Source organism: Achromobacter sp. 10T422, from assembly GCF_056394065.1.
In genome coordinates this window covers 213,322-231,905 of sequence record NZ_JBFTHD010000004.1, presented here as the reverse complement: position 1 = coordinate 231,905, position 18,584 = coordinate 213,322, and the positions used below count along the sequence as shown (strand labels likewise).

Here is an 18,584-nt window from a genome sequence, read left to right as displayed (position 1 = left end):
AATGCGATAAAGCCCAGCCTGCGTGTTCAACGCGAATCCACCCAGTTGATGCACATGGTCCCGCACATCCGCGAGAGCGGACGCTGCGTGGGGGCCGACTATTTTTTTCGGGAATGCAATCTATGAATAAGAAAAGCGCTATGTGGCGCAGCGCGGCAGTTGTCACGCTGACGGCATCGGCTCTCACGCTGGCCGCTTGCGGCAAGAAGCAGGACGCGCCGCAGGCGGGCAAGCCGCAAGTTTCGGTGGTGACCCTGACGACGCAGCCCGTTTCGCTCACCACTGAATTGCCGGGCCGCACGTCCGCATTCCGCGTGGCTGAAGTCCGGCCCCAGGTGAACGGCATCGTTCAGAAGCGCCTGTTTACCGAAGGCGGCGAGGTCAAGGCCGGCGAACAGCTCTATCAGATCGATCCCGCGTTGTACCAAGCCAGCTTCGATAGCCAGAAGGCCGCATTGGCCCGCGCACAGGCGCAGCAGAAGACGGCTGCCTTGCTGGCCGAACGCTACAAGCCGCTGGTTGCCACCCGCGCCGTCAGCCAACAGACCTATGACAACGCCGTGGCCTCGCGCGACCAGGCCGCCGCCGACGTGCTGTCGGCCAAGGCCGCGCTGGACACTGCGCGTATCAACCTGGTTTACACCAAGGTGCTGTCGCCGATTGACGGCATCATCGGCCGTTCTTCCGTGACCGAAGGCGCGCTGGTTACGGCCAACCAGACGGGCGCTTTGGCTGCAGTGCAGCAAATTGACCCGATCTACGTTGACGTGACCCAGTCCAGCGTGCAGCTCTTGCGTTTGCAGGACGCCTTGGCCAGCGGCCAGTTGAAGCGGGCCGACGGCGAACAAGCCGCGCTGGTCACGCTGACCTTGGAAGACGGCTCGCAATACAAGCAGACCGGCAAGCTCCAGTTCTCGGAAGTGACCGTGGACCAGGGCACGGGTTCCATCACGCTGCGCGCGGTGTTCCCCAACCCGGATCGCCGTCTCTTGCCCGGCATGTTCGTGCGTGCCCGCCTGGCTGATGGCGTGGCCGCCGACGGCCTGCTGGTGCCGCAACGCGGTGTGACGCGCAACCAGCGCGGCCTGCCGACGGCGCTGGTCGTCAATGCCAAGAACCAGGTGGAACTGCGTGAACTGAAGACCGACCGCGCCATTGGCGACAAGTGGCTGGTCACCGACGGCCTGGCCGCGGGCGACAAGGTGATCGTGGAAGGTCTGCAAATGGTGCGTCCGGGCGTGGAAGTCGTTGCGACGGAAGCCGGCGCCAATGCGCAGCAGCCGCAAGCGGCGAATGCGGCTAACGCGGCGAACGCCGCGCCGGCCAAGCAGTAATCAGGGAGCCATGCATGGCAAAGTTTTTTATCGATAGGCCGGTTTTCGCCTGGGTGATCGCGATCGTGCTGATGATGGCCGGCGCGCTGTCCATCCTGCAATTGCCGGTCTCCCAGTACCCCAACATCGCGCCGCCGGCCATCGGCATCGCGGTGACCTACCCGGGCGCGTCCGCGCAGACCGTGCAGGACACCGTGGTGCAGGTGATCGAGCAGCAGATGAACGGTCTGGACGGCTTGCAGTACATCTCGTCGGAAAGCAACTCCGACGGCAGCATGTCCATCACGCTGACGTTCAAGCAAGGCACCAACCCGGACACGGCGCAGGTGCAGGTGCAGAACAAGCTGGCGCTGGCGCAGCCGCTCTTGCCGCAGGAAGTGCAGCAGCAGGGCATCCGCGTCACCAAGGCCACAAAGAACTTCCTGATCGTGGCGGGCTTTGTGTCCACCGACGGCACGATGACCAAGGACGACTTGGCCGACTATGTCGCGTCGTACGTCCAGGACCCCATCAGCCGTACGCAGGGCGTGGGCGACTTCCAGCTGTTTGGCTCGCAGTACGCGATGCGCATCTGGCTGGACCCCGCCAAACTCGTGAACTACGGGCTGACCACGGTTGACGTGGTGGCGGCCATCAAGGAACAGAACGTGCAGGTGTCGTCCGGCCAGCTGGGCGGCCTGCCGTCCGTGCGCGGGCAGCAGCTGAACGCCACCATCATCGGGCCGTCGCGCCTGGAGAAGCCGGAAGATTTCGGCCGCATCCTGCTCAAGGTCAACACCGATGGTTCGCAAGTGCGCCTGGCTGATGTCTCGCGCATTGAACTGGGCGGCCAGACCTACGCCATCGACAGCTTCTACAACGGCAAGCCCGCCTCGGGCCTGGCCATCAAGCTGGCGCCGGGCGCAAACGCCCTGGACACGGCGCAGGCCGTGCGCGACACCATCAACAACTTGAAGCCGTACTTCCCGCCGGGCATGGACGTCGTGTATCCGTATGACACGACGCCGTTTGTCAGCCTGTCGATTCACGAAGTGTTCAAGACGCTGGTCGAGGCCATCATCCTGGTGTTCCTGGTGATGTACCTGTTTCTGCAGAACTTCCGCGCCACCATCATCCCCACGCTGGCCGTGCCGGTGGTGCTGCTGGGCACGTTCGGCGTGCTGGCCGCCTTCGGTTATTCCATCAACACCTTGACCATGTTCGGTATGGTGCTGGCCATTGGCCTCTTGGTGGACGACGCCATCGTGGTGGTGGAAAACGTTGAACGGGTGATGGCCGAAGAAGGGCTGACACCGAAGCAGGCAACCCGCAAGTCCATGAGCCAGATCACCGGCGCGCTGATCGGTATCGCCATGGTGCTGGCCGCCGTGTTCATCCCGATGGCGTTCTTTGGCGGTTCAACGGGCGTGATCTATCGCCAGTTCTCGATCACGATCGTGTCGTCGATGGTGCTGTCGGTGCTGGTGGCCATCGTCTTCACGCCGGCGTTGTGCGCGACGTTGCTCAAGCCCATTCCGAAGGGCCATCACGGCACGAAGCGGGGTTTCTTCGGCTGGTTCAACCGCACCTTCGAACGCAGCAGCAACGGCTACGCCAACAGCGTGGCGCGCGGGCTTAACCGCACCAAGCGTCTGATGGTGGTGTACCTGGCGCTGGTCATTGCAATGGGCTGGCTCTTCACGCGCATTCCCACGGCGTTCCTGCCGGCGGAAGACCAGGGCATTTTGTTCGCCCAGATCCAGACGCCTGCGGGCGCCACGGCGGAAGCGACCAAGGCCGTTATCGATGACGCCACGAAGTACCTGCTGACCGAAGAAAAAGACGCCGTGACCTCGGTGTTCGCCGTCAACGGTTTCAACTTCGGCGGCCGCGGCCAGAACGCGTCCATCCTGTTCATCAAGCTGCGAGACTGGGAAGAGCGGGGCGACGCCAAGCTGAAGGCCGGCGCCGTGGCGGCACGCGCCAACGCGCACTTCGGCAAGACCGAGCGCCGTGCGCAACTGTTCGTGGTGCCGCCGCCGTCCGTGATGGAACTGGGTAACGTCACCGGCTTTGACTTCCAACTGATGGACCGCGCAGGCGTGGGCCATGAAAAGCTGCTTGCCGCGCGCAATCAGCTGCTGGGCGAAGCCGCGAAGAGCCCGGTGCTGGTGGGCGTGCGCCCCAACGGCATTGAAGATGCGCCGCAGTACCAGCTGGATATCGACCGCGAAAAAGCGCGTGCGCTTGGCGTGGCCGTGTCGGACATCAACAGCACGCTGGCTACCGCGTGGGGCTCGTCGTACGTCAACGACTTCATCGACCGTGGCCGCGTGAAGAAGGTGTTTGCGCAGGGCGAGGCCTCGTCACGCATGCTGCCGGAAGACCTGAACAAATGGTATGTGCGCAACAGCGCGGGCGACATGGTGCCGTTCTCGGCGTTCTCGAAAGCGACGTGGAGCTTCGGCCCGCAAAAGCTGAACCGCTACAACGGCGTGCCGTCCTACAACATCCAGGGCCAGGCGGCGCCGGGTTATAGCTCGGGCGCGGCGATGGAAGAAATGGAAAAGCTGGCGGCCAAGCTGCCGGTGGGCGTGGGCTTTGAATGGACGGGCTTGTCGTTTGAAGAGCGCCTGTCGGGTTCGCAGGCGCCGGCCCTCTACGCCATTTCGCTGATCGTGGTGTTCCTGTGCCTGGCCGCGCTGTATGAAAGCTGGTCGATTCCGACGGCGGTCATGCTGGTGGTGCCGCTGGGGATTATCGGCGTGCTGCTGGCGACGTTGGCGCGCGGCTTGTCCAACGACGTGTACTTCCAGGTGGGGCTGCTCACCACAGTGGGGCTGGCGGCCAAAAACGCCATCTTGATTGTGGAGTTCGCCAAAGAGCACTTTGAATCCGGCGCGAGCCTGACGGAATCGGCCATTCACGCCGCCCGCCAGCGCCTGCGTCCGATTCTGATGACGTCCCTGGCGTTCATCCTGGGCGTGACGCCGCTGGCGATCTCGTCGGGTGCGGGGTCGGGCAGCCAGAACGCCATCGGCACCGGCGTGATCGGCGGTATGTTGACCGGCACCTTCCTGGCTATTTTCTTTGTCCCCGCGTTCTTTGTGATCATGCTGCGCATGTTCAAGGTGAAGCGCATGAGCGAGAACCTCGACAAGCACGACACCAGCGCCAATGGCTCGCAGGACGTGTCCGCGGAAGGACGACCGTAATGAAATTTCCGATGAGAACCTTGTTGTCTGTTTCTCTGGCGGCGGCCCTGGCGGGCTGCTCGCTGGCCCCGACCTACGAACGGCCCGACGCGCCGGTCGACGCCGCGTACCCCACCGGCCCGGCCTACAAGGCGGACGGTTCGCAGGCGGCGTTGGGGATGTCCACCGCCGATATCGGCTGGCGCGACTTCTTCAGCGACCCGCTTTTGCAGCAGCTGATTGAACTGTCGCTGGCGAACAACCGCGACTTGCGCGTGGCGGCCCTGAACGTGGAAGCGGCGCGTGCGCAGTACCGCATTCAGCGCGCCGACCTGATGCCCAGCGTGGGCATCGCCGGCCAGGAATCGGCCCAGCGCACGCCGGCGGACTTGTCCGCCAGCGGCCGCGCCACGACCAGCCACAGCTACCAGGTGGGCGCCGCCATGTCGGCTTGGGAACTGGACCTGTTCGGCCGTATCCGCAGCCTGAGCGACAAGGCGCTGGAATCCTATCTGGCGCTGGACGAAACCCGCACGGCCACGCAACTGACGCTGATTGCCGAAGTGGCTAACGCTTATCTGACGTTGCGCGCCGACCAGGAACTGCTGAGCCTGACGCGCGACACGTTGAAGAGCCAGGAAGATTCCTTCCAGCTGACGAAGCAAAGCTACGACCAGGGCCTGGCCACCGCGCTGGACTTGAGCCAGGCCGAAGTGTCGCTGCGCACGGCCCAGCGCAACCTGTCGCAATACACGCGCCAGGCTGCGCAGGACCGCAATGCGTTGACGCTGCTGGTGGGCCAGCCCATGTCGCCCGAGATCACCGCCGCGCTGGATCAGGCCATGAAGCTGGACGACGGCATGCTGCCGACGACCTTGCCCGCCGGCCTGCCGTCTGACCTGCTGGCGCGCCGTCCGGACATCCGCGCGGCCGAGCATCAGTTGAAGGGCGCCAACGCCAACATCGGCGCGGCGCGCGCGGCGTTCTTCCCCACCATCAGCCTGACCGGCCAGGCGGGTACCGCCAGCGCCAGTCTGGGCGGCCTGTTCGACGGCGGTTCCGGCGCCTGGAGCTTCGTGCCCCAGATCACCGTGCCGATTTTCGCGGGCGGCTCGCTGCTGGCGGGTCTGGATTTGGCCAAGGTGCAGAAGAACATCCAGGTCGCGCAGTACGAGAAGTCCATCCAGACGGGATTCCGCGAAGTGGCGGACGCGCTGGCCGGACGCGGTACGCTGGACGACCAGATTCAGGCGCAGCGCCTGTTGGTCAACGCCAACCAACGCGCCTACGACGCGTCGGATCAGCGCTTCCGTCAGGGTATCGATGACTACCTGAGCGTGCTGGATTCCCAGCGTTCGCTGTACAGCGCGCAGCAGGCGCTGGTGGACACGCGCCTGGCCCGCTTGTCGAATCTGGTGACCTTGTACAAGGTGCTGGGCGGCGGCTGGACCGAGCGCACGGTGATGGCGCAGCAGTCAGCGGGGCAATCCGCAGCGCAACCCGGAGTTCAACCGGCAGCGCAACCCGCCGCTCAACCCGGAGTTCAACCGGCAGCTCAACCCGCCGTTCAACCCGCCGTTCAACCCGCCGTTCAACCCGGAGCGCAGCCGGCAAGCCAGACGGCGCCGGCGGTGACGGGTTCCGGGTCTTAAGCGATATCCGCCGCACCCCGCGCGCCGGAATGCAAAACGGGCCGATCGAAAGATCGGCCCGTTTTTTATTGCTTACCCGGCAGGAATCGTCAGGTGCGTTTCTTGGCGATCAGGCCCACCACGAACAGGACGATGATGGCGCCCACCACCGACGCGATCCAGCCGGCCGGTTCGCCCTGGGCGTACCAGCCCATCGACTGACCCAGAAAGCCAGCGACCACCGCGCCGACGATACCCAGAATGGTGGTCATGATGATCCCCATGTTCTGGTCTCCGGGCATGATGGCGCGGGCGATCAGGCCCACGATGAATCCGACGATGATCATGATGACAATGCTCATGCGCTTACTCCTTACCAGGGAAAAAGGGACGATGTGCAGTGATGATACTCATGCTCGGAATCGTTCGGCTGTAACAACTGGTGTGCGGGGGTTCGTTCTGAACGGCCTGGCTCAGGAGGTGATGTCGATCAACTGGCGTACGTCTTTGGTCAGCGCTTCGATGCTGTCGGTGTCGGACGCCAAGAGGCGTGCGCGGCCGTCCTTGTCGAAAATATACACACCGCGGCTGTGCGTCACTTCGTACATGTCGGCGTCGTCACCCGGGCGGGGTTTTTCAATTTGATAGGCCACGCGGTAGCGGCGCGCCAGGTCAGCAATCTGCTTTTCGTCGCCCGTTACGCCAATGGCGCTGTTGTTGAACGCATTGACGTAGGCTTGCAGGATGTCGGGCGTGTCGCGGTGCGGGTCCACGCTGACGAACAGGATGCGCACGTTCTTGGCCTTGTCGCCCAAGTTTTGCAGCACGGCCGTCAATTGCGCCATGGTAGTCGGGCAGATGTCCGGGCAGCTGGCGTAGCCGAAGAACAGCAGCACCGTCTTGCCCTTTAAGTCGTCACTGCTGACGGTCTTGCCGCCCGCGCCGGGCAGCGAGAATTTCAGGTCGGGCAGGTGGCCCTTGACGTTGTAAAGCGTCCAGTCGACGTTTCGATCGCCGCAAGCCGCAAGCAGCACGCACAAGGCCAACAGCAGGCCGCGCCAGGCGCGGCCGGTAAGAAGGTGTCGCATGAGTCCAGGAGAGGCCGAAAGAGTTGTAGGAGCGATACGTCCAGGAACAAGCCCGGTCAAACCCGATGATTCTACCTGCACGCGCCCGGCTGACTGGCGCCGGGCGGGCCCTAAGCGGTGTGGCGCGAGCCAGCTTCTTGTTCTGGCGCAAACATTCGTTGCGGGCGCACGGCCCCGGGCCATTTGTGAAGCTTTGTGGGGATAGTGTTCGAGAGGCGCGCAAAGTCATTCCATCGGCGTGGTGTGCAGTCTATATTCAGAGCCTTGTCCAGCAATACAGCTACAGGAAGGTCCTGAACGTGGATATGGCATCCGGCACGGCAATTCGTTATCCGTTGTTCCCGTATTACCCGGTAGTGGTCGATGTTCTGCGCAGCCGCAACGCCGATCGGGTGTTGGATGCGCCCTGCGGCACCGGCTGGCTGGGCGATATGTTGTCGGCCACCGGTACGCGCAAAACCGCCGTGGATGGCGTGGGCCTGTGGGAATTTCCGCCAGCATCGGCAGGCTATCAGTCGGTTACCGAACACGATCTGGACACGCCTTTGGCCGTCAGCACGGCCTATGATGCGGCCGTGTGTTGCGAGGCCATCCACCTGATGACCAACCCGGGCGTGCTGGTGCAAAGCCTGTACCGCGCGCTGCGGCCGGGCGGCACGCTGATCATCACCACACCCAATACGTGGTATCTGCGGTCACGGTTGCAGTTCCTGATGCGGGGGTTTCATTCTGGCTTTCGCCCCATGGTCGGGCGGCAGCGCGGCGAAGACTACATCACGTATTTCCCCTTCAGCTTTCCGCAACTGCACCTGCTGCTATCGCACTACGGGTTCACGGACATTACCTTGCACGAGGTCGACGAGCCCAAGCCCAAGCGGATGATCGAACGTCTGCTGGCGATTCCTTCGCGCCTGTATAACCGGCGCCGCGTCAAGCGCGCCGAGAACGAAGACGTGCGCCATTTCTGGAAGCAGGCCGGGTCTGATCAGTCAGTGCATGGACGCTGGCTGGTGGTGTCGGCGCGCCGGCCGGACGAACCGGTTTCAGCGCAGGCATGAAAAAGGCCCCCAGCAAGCTGCTGGGGGCCTTTCACGATGGGGCCACCGTGGGCCTTTTACGATAAAGCGGCGTGATCAGTTGCCGCTCATGCCGCTGTGGCGCAGCAGGGCGTCGATACGCGGTGCGCGGCCACGGAAGGCGGCGAACGAATCCGCCGCCGGGCGCGAGCCGCCCACGGCCAGCACTTCGCGGCGAAAGCGCGCGCCGGTTTCCGGATCAAGCGTGCCCAAGGGGTTGCCGGGCTGCTTGGCCGCCGCTTCCTCGAAGGCTTCGTACGCGTCAGCGGACAGCACTTCGGCCCACTTGTAGCTGTAGTAGCCCGCGCCGTAGCCGCCTGCGAACAGGTGCGAGAACGCGTGCGGCAGGCGATGCCAGGCGGGCGGGAACAGCACGGCCACTTCCTGGCGCACTTCTTGCAGCAAGGCCAGCACTTCGGTGATGGTGGCGCCCTTGGCGCGGTCATGCATCAGCATGTCGAACAAGGCGAATTCGATCTGGCGCACGGCCTGCATGCCGCTTTGGTAGTTGCGCGCGGCGACCAGGCGGTCGTAGAGCGCACGCGGCAGCGGTTCGCCGGTGTCCACATGGGCCGACAGCTTTTGCACCACCGCCCATTCCCAGCAGAAGTTCTCCATGAACTGCGAGGGCAGTTCAATGGCGTCCCATTCGACGCTGGCGAACGCGGCCGCGCCGGGCTCGTCAACTTCCGACAGCAGGGCGTGCAGCGCGTGGCCGGTTTCGTGGAACAGCGTGATGACGTCGTCGTGCGTGAGCACGGCGGCGCGGTCGCCGTTGGGGCGCGAGAAATTGCAGGTCAGGTAAACAACGGGCGTCTGCACCTGGCCGGCGATGACGCGGCGCGCGCGTTCGCTATCCACCCACGCGCCGCTTTGCTTGCCGGAGCGGGCGTACAGATCCAGGTACAGATAGCCGATCAGGCCGCCATCGGCGCGCTCCACACGCACACCGCGCGCGTCGCTATGCCAGGTAGAGACGGGCGTTTCCGTCAAGCGGACGTCGAACAGCTTTTCAATGACTTCGAACAAGCCCGCCAGCACGCGCGGCTCGGTGAAGTACTGCTTCACTTCGTCTTCGGAATAGGCGTAGCGCGATTCGCGCAGGCGTTCCGAGGCAAAGGCCACATCCCACGGCTGGAGCTCGTCCAGGCCGAGCTCGCCGGTGGCGTAGGCCTTCAGTTCCGCCAAGTCGCGCTGGGCGTAAGGCTTGGCGCGGGCAGCCAGATCACGCAGGAATACGGTGACTTCGCTGGCGTCGCGGGCCATGCGGGTTTGCAGGCGCAGCGAGGCGTAGGTGCCCAGGCCCAGCAGGCCGGATTCTTCGGCGCGCAGCGAGAGCAGTTCTTCGATCAGGGGGGAATTGTCGAACTTGGCGTCGCCTTGTTCGGACGCCACCGTGCCGTAGCCGCGGTACAGCGCTTCGCGCAGCGACCGGTCTTGCGCGTATTGCATGACGGGCAGGTAGCAGGGCATTTTCAGCGTCAGCTTCCAGCCGGGCTTGCCATCTTCTTCGGCGGCGGCGCGGGCGGCGGACAGCACATCAGCCGGGATGCCGGCCAGACGGGCGTCGTCTTCGACCAGCAGCGACCAGGCGTCAATGGCGTCCAGCACGTTTTCCGAGAACTTCTGCGAGGCCTGGGCTTCGCGGTCGGAGATGGCGGCGTAGCGTTCGCGGTCGGCGCCTTGCAGCTCAACGCCGCTCAAGCGGAAATCGCGCAGCGCCATTTCCACGATGCGGCGGCGCACGGGCGACCAGGTGGCGAAATCGGGGGCGGCAGCCAGACGCTGGTACTGCTTGTACAGCCCTTCGTGCAGGCCGACCCAGGTCGAAAATTCGGTAATCAGCGGCAGCGCGGCGTTATAGGCCTCGCGCAGTTCCGGCGTGTTGACCACCGCATTCAGGTGGCCAGCCACCGACCACGCGCGCCACAGGCGCTCAGAAGCGGTATCCAGCGGTTCCACGACCGCTTCCCAGGTGGGCGCCAGCGCAGCATCGGCGGCGTGGTCGACGGCCTTGCGGGCGATGCCCAGCAGTTCCTCGACGGCGGGCACGATGTGCCCGGGCTTGACGGCCGCATAGTCGACCAGGTCGGAGACGGGAGCGAGCAGGGGGTTCTGGGTCATGGTGTTACCGGCGTAAGACGTAGCAGGCGGCGCGCGAGACAAGCAGCCCGGCGCCGGCGAAAGACATACGAATCAGATAGGGGCGATACGCCCGAATGCAAGGGCAAGGGCAAGGGGCCTGGGGCGCCTGCAAAAGATAGGGCGATGCGCACCCGTGTGGGTGTGCGCATCGCCGTGTCACGATCAGCCTGCGGCGCGTTCCGCGGCTTCAACCGTGTTGACCAGCAGCATGGCGATGGTCATGGGGCCCACGCCGCCGGGGACGGGGGTGATGGCGCCGGCCACTTCCTTGGCGGAAGCGAAATCCACGTCGCCGCACAGCTTGCCGTCTTCGCCGCGGTTGATGCCCACGTCGATGACGACGGCGCCCGGCTTGATCATCGAGCCGTCGATCATGCCCGGCTTGCCGGTGGCAACCACCAGGACGTCAGCGCGGCGGGTCTGGGCCGCCAGATCGCGCGTCTTGGAGTTGCAGATGGTGATGGTGGCGCCGGCTTGGAGCAGCAGCATGGCCATCGGCTTGCCGACGATGTTGCTGGCGCCAACGATCACGGCTTCAGCGCCGCGCAGCGTCACGCCTTCCGATTCCAGCATCTTCATCACGCCGTAGGGCGTGCAGGGGCGGAACAGCGGCTGGCCGGTCATGAGCAGGCCGGCGTTGCTGATATGGAACCCGTCCACGTCCTTCTCGGCCGCGATGGCTTCGATGACCTTGTGGGAATCCATATGCTTGGGCAGCGGCAGCTGCACCAGGATGCCGTGAATGGTCGGGTCCTGATTCAGCACGGCGATGCGGGCCAGCAGTTCGGCCTCGGTCATCTCGGCCGGGTACTGTTCCTTGACGGAATGCAGGCCGGCCTTCTCGCAGGCGGCAACCTTGTTGCGCACGTAAACCTGGGACGCGGGGTCCGCGCCCACCAGCACCACGGCCAGGCCGGGGCGGGTGCCCTTGGCAGCCAGAGCGGCGACGCGTTGGGCGACTTCTTCGCGAATGCGCAGCGACAGTGCTGCGCCATCGATAACTCTTGCGGTCATGCGTGTGCCTCGGGTTTGGCCAAGGCCACTTTCATCAAATCAGCAACGGTAGTCACTTCCAGTTTTTCCATAATGTTGGCGCGGTGCGCCTCGACGGTCTTGATGCTGATGCCCAGGTCGTCGGCGATCTGCTTGTTCAAGCGGCCGGCGACGATGCGCTCCAGCACCTGCTGCTCGCGCGCGGTCAGGCGTGCCAGCATGGCTTCGTGGTCCTTCTGAGCCTGGTGCTTGCTGACGCGCTGCGTGGCTTGCTCGAGCATGCGCGCAACGATTTCGCGCAGGTCCGACTCGTTGAAGGGCTTTTCCAGAAAATCGACTGCGCCTTTCTTCATCGTGGACACGGCCATCGGCACGTCGCCGTGGCCGGTAATGAACACGATGGGCAGCGGCGCGTTGCGGGCGATCAGTTGTTCCTGAAGCTCCAGGCCGCTCATGCCGGGCATGCGCACGTCGGCGATCAGCACGCCGATCTGGCTGGCGTCGTAGTCTTCCAGGAAGGATTCGCCGCTGGCATAGGCGCGAACGCGGTAGCCGTTGGCTTCCAACAGCCAGCGCAGCGAATCGCGGACCGCTTCGTCGTCGTCAACAATGAATACCGTGCTCGACAGGTGGGGCGTGTTCATGCGTGCAACTCCTCGGACTGATCATTCTGGGCCTGCGTCTGGGACGCAGCGCAGGGCAGGGTAAAGCGGAAAATAGTACCGCCGGCGGGGTTCGGGTCAGCCCAAAGACGGCCGTGGTGCGATTCAATAATGGTACGGCAGATATTCAGCCCCATGCCCAGGCCCTGGGTCTTGGTGCTGAAGAAGGGTTCGAACAGGCGCTCGGGTTCAGCCAGGCCATGGCCGCGGTCAACCACGGCCACTTCGATGTGCTGCTCGTGCAGGATGACCGCCACCTTGAGCTCGTCGGACTCGCTGTTTTCCATGGCTTCCAGCCCGTTCTTCAGCAGGTTCAACAGCACCTGTTCGATCAGGATGGGGTCAGCCAGGACGTCAGGTGCGTTCGACGGCACGAAGCTGTCGATACGGATGCGGCGCTTGCGGGCGTCGATTTCGGCGAAACCGATGGCGTTGTCGACAATGCGGCCAATGGCCACGCGCTGGCGGCGCGGCTCGCTGCGCTTCACGAATTCGCGGATGCGGCTGATGATCTTGCCGGCGCGCTCGGCCTGCGCCGCGGCCTTTTCCAGCGCCGGCAACAGCATGTTGGGGCTGGTGTGGCCAGCTTTGACCAGGGCGACGGCGCCCATGCTGTAGTTGGCGATGGCGGTCAGCGGCTGGTTCAGTTCGTGCGCCAGCGACGAGGCCATTTCGCCCATCGTCGTCAGGCGGCTGGTGAGCTGGATCTTTTCCTGCTGCACGCGCGAGGCCTCTTCGTGGCCACGGCGTTCGGTGATGTCGCGCGCGACTTGCATGCGCACGCGGCGGCCGTCGGTCCAGGCCAGCATGCGGTGATGCACTTCAAACCAGCGCTGCACCGACGGCGCGAACACTTCCACCGATTCGTCGGTGAAGCGGCCGCGGCGGCCGGCCAGCAATTCGTCGTGGCCGCCCGTCTGCGCGCCGAACACGCGGCGGTAGGTGCGGTTGGCGAACAGCAATTCCAGGCCGTCGTGCGTGTCGGCCGTGACCGAGATGGCGTCGTCCAGGCCTTCCAGCACCGTCATGAAACGCTCGTGCGCGGCGGTCAGGGCCTCGCGGATGCGCTTGGGTTCGGTGATGTCGGTCATGGAGGTCATCCAGCCGATCTGGTTGCCGTTGGGGTCCAACAGCGGCGACACATACATGCGCGCCGTGAAGCGCGAGCCGTCGCGCCGCTGCGCTTCCACTTCCAGGCCGCTGCTGGGCGTCTTGCCCGACATCAGGACGTCGAGCGTGTGCTGATGCTGTTCGTGGCGGCCGGGCACCCAATAGGGGAAGGGCGGGCTGCGGCCAATGAGGTCGGCCTCGTTCCAGCCGATCATGCGGCAGAAGGCGGGGTTCACGTAGGCGATGCGGCCTTCCATATCCAGCACGCGCATGCCGGTGGACATGGAATTTTCCATGGCGCGGCGAAATCCGGTTTCAGCGATCAGCGCGGCTTCGGCGGAGGAGCGAAAGCGGGTATAGCGCCACAGCATCAGCAAGCTGATGACGATCACGCATGACAATGCCAGCACCACCCAGATCAGGCGTTGCTGACGCATTTCCTGGTCGATCGTCACAAACATGACGCTATCGTCATGAATGCGTTGCAGCCAGAAGAACACCCCCATCACACAGATGTACAGAATCAGCACCATGGCAGGCGTGACCCAGTACACGCCGCGGCGGCGGGTGCGGGCGTGATCGTGAAACGGCGTAGGAATATTGGACTTGGGCGCGCTGGACATGGAATTCGGGCCAGATAGACCGCGCATTTTAGTGCGTGTTCGGGGTGAAGTCCCGGGAAACACGCCCCGCTTTTGGCGTACCGCGTAAAAAGACCGGTAAGGAAGCATTCAGCTTGCGTTCATAATTTCACATTATGAAATGCCGTACCGCAACATGAAATTTTGCTTGCGACCGGTTATTCTTCTTTCTTAGAATGCCGGCTGATAGGGAACCGACCCAAAGCAGGTCTCTAGAAAAACACCCCGACCCATGCCTGACATGGTAGCCCGGATGATCCCGGCTACCATGCAGAGTCCGCGAGTTGAACGAAGCGGGTGTGGTCACGAACGAACCCCAACAGGAGACACACGATGTCCTCTTTCGCCCAGGCTGGCGCCCCGCAGGCTGCCAACGACGAAGACACCCTTGAAACCCAGGAGTGGCTCGAAGCCCTGGCGGCAGTCCTTGATCGCGAAGGGCCGCAGCGCGCGCACTACCTGCTGGAACGCCTGATCGACGAAGCCCGTCGTTCCGGCGCCCACATCCCGTTCTCGCCGAATACCGCTTACGTCAACACGATTCCCCCGGGCCTGGAGCCCGCGCATCCGGGCAACCTGGAACTGGAAACGCGTATCCGTTCGTACGTGCGCTGGAACGCGATGGCCATGGTCGTCAAGGCCAACAAGCACAACCCGCCGGACGGCGGCGACCTGGGCGGCCACATCGCGTCGTTCGCCTCGCTGGCCACCATGATCGGCTGCGGCCAGAACCACTTCTGGCACGCGGAAGACGAAGGCCACGGCGGCGACCTGGTCTACTTCCAAGGCCACACGTCCCCCGGCATGTACGGCCGCGCCTACCTTGAAGGCCGCCTCACCGAAGACCAGCTGAACCACTTCCGCCAGGAAGTGGACGGCAAGGGCCTGTCGTCCTACCCGCACCCGAAGCTGATGCCGGATTTCTGGCAATTCCCGACGGTGTCGATGGGCCTGGGCCCGCTGATGGCCATCTACCAGGCCCGCTTCCTGAAGTACCTGCACGCCCGCGGCATCGCCGACACCAGCAACCGCAAGGTCTGGGTGTTCTGCGGCGACGGCGAAATGGACGAACCCGAATCGCTGGGCGCCATCGCTTTGGCCGCCCGTGAAAAGCTCGACAACCTGATCTTCGTGGTGAACTGCAACCTGCAGCGCCTGGACGGTCCGGTGCGCGGCAACGGCAAGATCATCCAGGAACTGGAAGGCGACTTCCGTGGTTCGGGCTGGAACGTGATCAAGCTGATCTGGGGCGGCTACTGGGACCCGCTGCTGGCGCACGACAAGGAAGGCATCCTGCGCCAGATCATGGAAGACACCGTTGACGGCGAGTACCAGGCGTACAAGGCCAACGACGGCAAGTTCGTTCGCGAACACTTCTTTGGCAAGCACCCCAAGCTGCTGGAAGCCGTCTCGCGCATGAGCGACGAAGACATCTGGCGCCTGAACCGTGGCGGCCACGATCCCCACAAGGTGTACGCCGCGTTTGACGCCGCCACCAGCCACACCGGCCAACCCACCGTCATCCTGGCCAAGACCATCAAGGGCTACGGCATGGGCCACGTGGGCCAGGCGAAGAACCCGACCCACCAGCAAAAGAAGCTGGAACTGGAATCCATCCGCGAATTCCGCGACCGCTTCGGCATCCCGATTCCGGATGACAAGCTGGAAGACCTGCCGTACTTCAAGCCGGCCGATGATTCGCCCGAAATGAAGTACCTGCACGAGCGCCGCGCCGCGCTGGGCGGCTACCTGCCGCGCCGCCGCGCCAAGGCCGACGAGCAACTGAAGGCCCCCGCGCTGGACGCCTTCAAGGCCGTGCTGGAACCCACCGCCGAAGGCCGTGAAATCTCCACCACCCAAGCCTTTGTGCGCATCCTGAACCAGGTGCTGCGCGACAAGGAACTGGGTCCGCGCGTGGTGCCGATTCTGGCCGACGAATCGCGTACCTTCGGTATGGAAGGCCTGTTCCGCCAGATTGGTATCTATGCGCCGGAAGGCCAGAAGTACACCCCGGTCGATAAGGACCAGGTCATGTACTACAAGGAAGCGGCCGACGGCCAGCTTCTGCAGGAAGGCATCAACGAAGCGGGCGCAATGAGCTCGTGGATTGCGGCGGCCACGTCGTACTCCTCGAACAACCGCATCATGATCCCGTTCTTCATCTACTACTCGATGTTCGGGTTCCAGCGCATTGGCGATCTGGCCTGGGCGGCGGGCGACATGCAAGCGCGTGGCTTCCTGTTGGGCGGCACTGCCGGCCGCACGACGCTGAACGGCGAAGGCTTGCAGCACGAAGACGGCCACAGCCACATCCTGGCGTCCACCATTCCGAACTGCGTGTCCTACGACCCGACGTTCGGCCATGAGCTGGCCGTGATCATCCAGCATGGCTTGAAGCGCATGGTGGAAGACCAGGAAAACGTCTATTACTACCTGACGGTGATGAACGAAAACTACCCGCAGCCCGGTCTGACCCAGGGCGACGAGGAAGGCATCATCAAGGGCATGTACAAGCTGAAGTCGCACGGCAAGGGCAAGAACCGCGTGCAGCTGATGGGTTCGGGCACGATCCTGCGCGAAGTCATGGCCGCGCAAGAACTGCTGGAAGCCGACTGGGGCGTGGCGTCGGACCTCTGGAGCGTCACCAGCTTCACGGAACTGCGCCGCAACGGCCTGGACGTCGACCGCCACAACATGCTGCACCCCGACGAAAAGAAGCCGCAAGTGGCTTACGTCACGGAACAGCTGGCCAAGACGGAAGGCCCGATCATCGCATCGACCGACTACATGAAGCTCTTTGCTGACCAGATCCGTCCGTTCGTGCCCAAGGGCCGCGAATACAAGGTGCTGGGCACCGACGGTTTCGGCCGCTCGGATTTCCGCGCCAAGCTGCGTGAGCACTTTGAAGTGGATCGCCACTTTGTCGTCGTCGCCGCGCTGCGCGCATTGGCCGACGAAGGCAAGGTGCCGGTTGCCAAGGTGGCGGAAGCCATCAAGAAGTACGGCATCAATCCGAACAAAGCCAACCCGCAATACGCCTGAGGGTAAAGAGACATGAGCAACATCGTGCAAATCAAGGTTCCCGACATCGGCGACTTCAAGGAAGTGGAAGTCATTGAAGTGCTGGTCGCCGTGGGCGACACGATCAAGGCCGAACAGAGCCTGATCACGGTTGAGTCCGACAAAGCCTCGATGGAAATCCCCGCGTCGCAAGGCGGCGTGGTGAAGTCCATCACCGTGAAGGTGGGCGACAAGGTTGCGGAAGGCGCGGTCGTGCTGGAAGTGGAAGCCGAAGCCTCGGACGCCGCACCGGCCGCCAAGGAAGAAGCCCCCAAGGCCGCCGCCAAGGAAGCGCCCAAGCAAGCGGCTGCGGCGGCTCCGGCCGCCAAGGCTGAAGCGGCTGCACCTGCCGCCGCATCTGGCCCGGTCGAAATCGAAGTGCCGGACATCGGTGACTTCAAGGAAGTGGAAGTCATCGAAGTGATGGTCGCCGTGGGCGACACCATCAAGGCCGAGCAAAGCCTGATTACCGTGGAGTCCGACAAGGCCTCGATGGAGATCCCGGCCTCGCAAGGCGGTGTGGTCAAGGAAGTGAAGGTCAAGGTTGGCGACAAGGTCGCCAAGGGCTCGGTCGTCGTGGTGGTGGAGGGGGGCGCTGCCTCGGCTCCCGCTGCGAAGACGGAAGCCGCCGCCGCTCCCGCTGCAAAGGCGGAAGCCAAGACCGAAGCCAAGGCTGAAGCGCCCGCCGCTGCGCCGGCTTCGCGTCCGGCTCCGGCCGCCGCGCTGGAAGACGCCAACCTGAAGCCCGGCCAACTGCCGCACGCGTCGCCTTCGGTGCGCAAGTTCGCCCGCGAACTGGGCGTGAACCTGAGCAAGGTCAAGGGTTCGGGTCCGAAGGAACGCATCACCGCCGAGGACGTGCGCGGCTTCGTCAAGCAAGCGCTGGCCGCCGGCCCCGCAACCGCCGCTGCCGGTGGTTCGGCCGATGGCGCCGCGCTGGGCCTGCTGCCGTGGCCGAAGGTCGACTTCACCAAGTTCGGCCCCATCGAAGCCAAGCCGCTGTCGCGCATCAAGAAGATTTCCGGCGCGAACCTGCACCGCAACTGGGTCATGATCCCGCACGTCACCAACAACGACGAAGCGGACATCACCGACCTGGAAGCGCTGCGCGTCACGCTGAACAAGGAAAACGAGAAGTCGGGCGTCAAGGTCACGATGCTGGCCTTCCTGATCAAGGCCGTGGTTGCGGCCCTGAAGAAATTCCCCGAGTTCAACGCCTCGCTGGACGGCGACAACCTGGTGCTCAAGCAGTACTACCACATCGGTTTCGCCGCCGATACGCCCAACGGGCTGGTGGTGCCGGTGATTCGCGACGCCGACAAGAAGGGCATCCTGCAAATCGCGCAGGAAATGACCGACCTGTCCAAGAAGGCGCGCGACGGCAAGATCTCGCCCGCAGACATGCAGGGCGGCTGCTTCTCGATCTCGTCCTTGGGCGGCATCGGCGGCACCTCGTTCACGCCGATCATCAACGCGCCGGAAGTGGCCATCCTGGGTGTGTCGCGCTCTGCGCACAAACCCGTCTGGGACGGCAAGCAATTCGTGCCGCGCCTGATCGTGCCGCTGTCGCTGTCGTACGACCACCGCGTCATCGACGGCGCGTCCGCTGCCCGCTTCAACGCCTATCTGGGCGCGCTGCTGGCCGACTTCCGCCGCATCGCGCTGTAAACG

Annotated in this window: 12 protein-coding genes; 6 read left to right on the top strand and 6 right to left on the bottom strand. The window is 64.1% G+C overall.

Translation table 11 applies throughout. The features are described from left to right. The first annotated feature begins 140 nt into the window (after positions 1-140). Genes AC1DB0_RS11650 through adeC form a run of 3 tightly spaced genes read left to right on the top strand, consistent with a single transcriptional unit; the run spans position 141 to position 6,159 of the window. Entirely contained in the window at positions 141-1,334 is a 1,194-nt protein-coding gene (locus AC1DB0_RS11650) for an efflux RND transporter periplasmic adaptor subunit (protein WP_156336856.1), read from the top strand. Positions 1,335-1,348: 14 nt separating this feature from the next. Next, entirely contained in the window at positions 1,349-4,528 is a 3,180-nt protein-coding gene (locus AC1DB0_RS11645) for an efflux RND transporter permease subunit (RefSeq protein WP_054426020.1), read from the top strand. Then, positions 4,528-6,159: an AdeC/AdeK/OprM family multidrug efflux complex outer membrane factor gene (gene adeC / locus AC1DB0_RS11640; RefSeq protein WP_476756912.1), complete on the top strand. Its 1,632-nt coding sequence runs from the start codon at positions 4,528-4,530 to the stop codon at positions 6,157-6,159. The genes AC1DB0_RS11645 and adeC overlap by 1 nt, the downstream gene beginning before the upstream one ends. Before the next feature lie 89 nt (positions 6,160-6,248). Here adeC and AC1DB0_RS11635 read toward each other — a convergent pair whose 3' ends face one another. Then, positions 6,249-6,500 carry a GlsB/YeaQ/YmgE family stress response membrane protein gene (locus AC1DB0_RS11635; protein WP_175168402.1) on the bottom strand — a complete coding sequence of 84 codons (252 nt, stop codon included), beginning with the start codon at positions 6,498-6,500 and terminating at the stop codon, positions 6,249-6,251. Positions 6,501-6,611: 111 nt separating this feature from the next. Continuing rightward, complete coding sequence (locus AC1DB0_RS11630; protein WP_342066599.1) at positions 6,612-7,226, bottom strand: SCO family protein; 615 nt, start codon at positions 7,224-7,226, stop codon at positions 6,612-6,614. Positions 7,227-7,531: 305 nt separating this feature from the next. Here AC1DB0_RS11630 and AC1DB0_RS11625 point away from each other — a divergent pair, with 305 nt between their 5' ends. Next, on the top strand, positions 7,532-8,284 hold the full coding sequence (locus AC1DB0_RS11625; RefSeq protein WP_476757087.1) for a class I SAM-dependent methyltransferase: 753 nt from the start codon (positions 7,532-7,534) through the stop codon (positions 8,282-8,284). A 75-nt stretch (positions 8,285-8,359) separates the two neighbouring features. Here AC1DB0_RS11625 and AC1DB0_RS11620 read toward each other — a convergent pair whose 3' ends face one another. The 4 genes from AC1DB0_RS11620 to AC1DB0_RS11605 form a co-directional block, all read right to left on the bottom strand. After that, positions 8,360-10,426: a M3 family metallopeptidase gene (locus AC1DB0_RS11620; RefSeq protein ID WP_175168404.1), complete on the bottom strand. Its 2,067-nt coding sequence runs from the start codon at positions 10,424-10,426 to the stop codon at positions 8,360-8,362. A gap of 183 nt (positions 10,427-10,609) precedes the next feature. Next, positions 10,610-11,461 carry a bifunctional methylenetetrahydrofolate dehydrogenase/methenyltetrahydrofolate cyclohydrolase FolD gene (gene folD, locus AC1DB0_RS11615; protein WP_054426013.1) on the bottom strand — a complete coding sequence of 284 codons (852 nt, stop codon included), beginning with the start codon at positions 11,459-11,461 and terminating at the stop codon, positions 10,610-10,612. Then, positions 11,458-12,084, bottom strand: a complete 627-nt coding sequence (locus AC1DB0_RS11610; protein ID WP_006219003.1) for a response regulator transcription factor — start codon at positions 12,082-12,084, stop codon at positions 11,458-11,460. Before AC1DB0_RS11610 ends, folD begins: the two co-directional genes overlap by 4 nt. Next, a complete protein-coding gene (locus tag AC1DB0_RS11605) occupies positions 12,081-13,835 on the bottom strand; it encodes a PAS domain-containing sensor histidine kinase (RefSeq protein WP_054426011.1) in 1,755 nt (584 codons plus the stop codon). Before AC1DB0_RS11605 ends, AC1DB0_RS11610 begins: the two co-directional genes overlap by 4 nt. 351 nt (positions 13,836-14,186) lie before the next feature. Between AC1DB0_RS11605 and aceE the strand changes: the two genes are divergently transcribed. Further along, on the top strand, positions 14,187-16,895 hold the full coding sequence (gene aceE / locus AC1DB0_RS11600; protein ID WP_175168406.1) for a pyruvate dehydrogenase (acetyl-transferring), homodimeric type: 2,709 nt from the start codon (positions 14,187-14,189) through the stop codon (positions 16,893-16,895). Positions 16,896-16,907: 12 nt separating this feature from the next. Beyond that, positions 16,908-18,581: a dihydrolipoyllysine-residue acetyltransferase gene (aceF, locus tag AC1DB0_RS11595; protein WP_427946430.1), complete on the top strand. Its 1,674-nt coding sequence runs from the start codon at positions 16,908-16,910 to the stop codon at positions 18,579-18,581. The last annotated feature ends 3 nt before the right edge of the window (positions 18,582-18,584 follow it).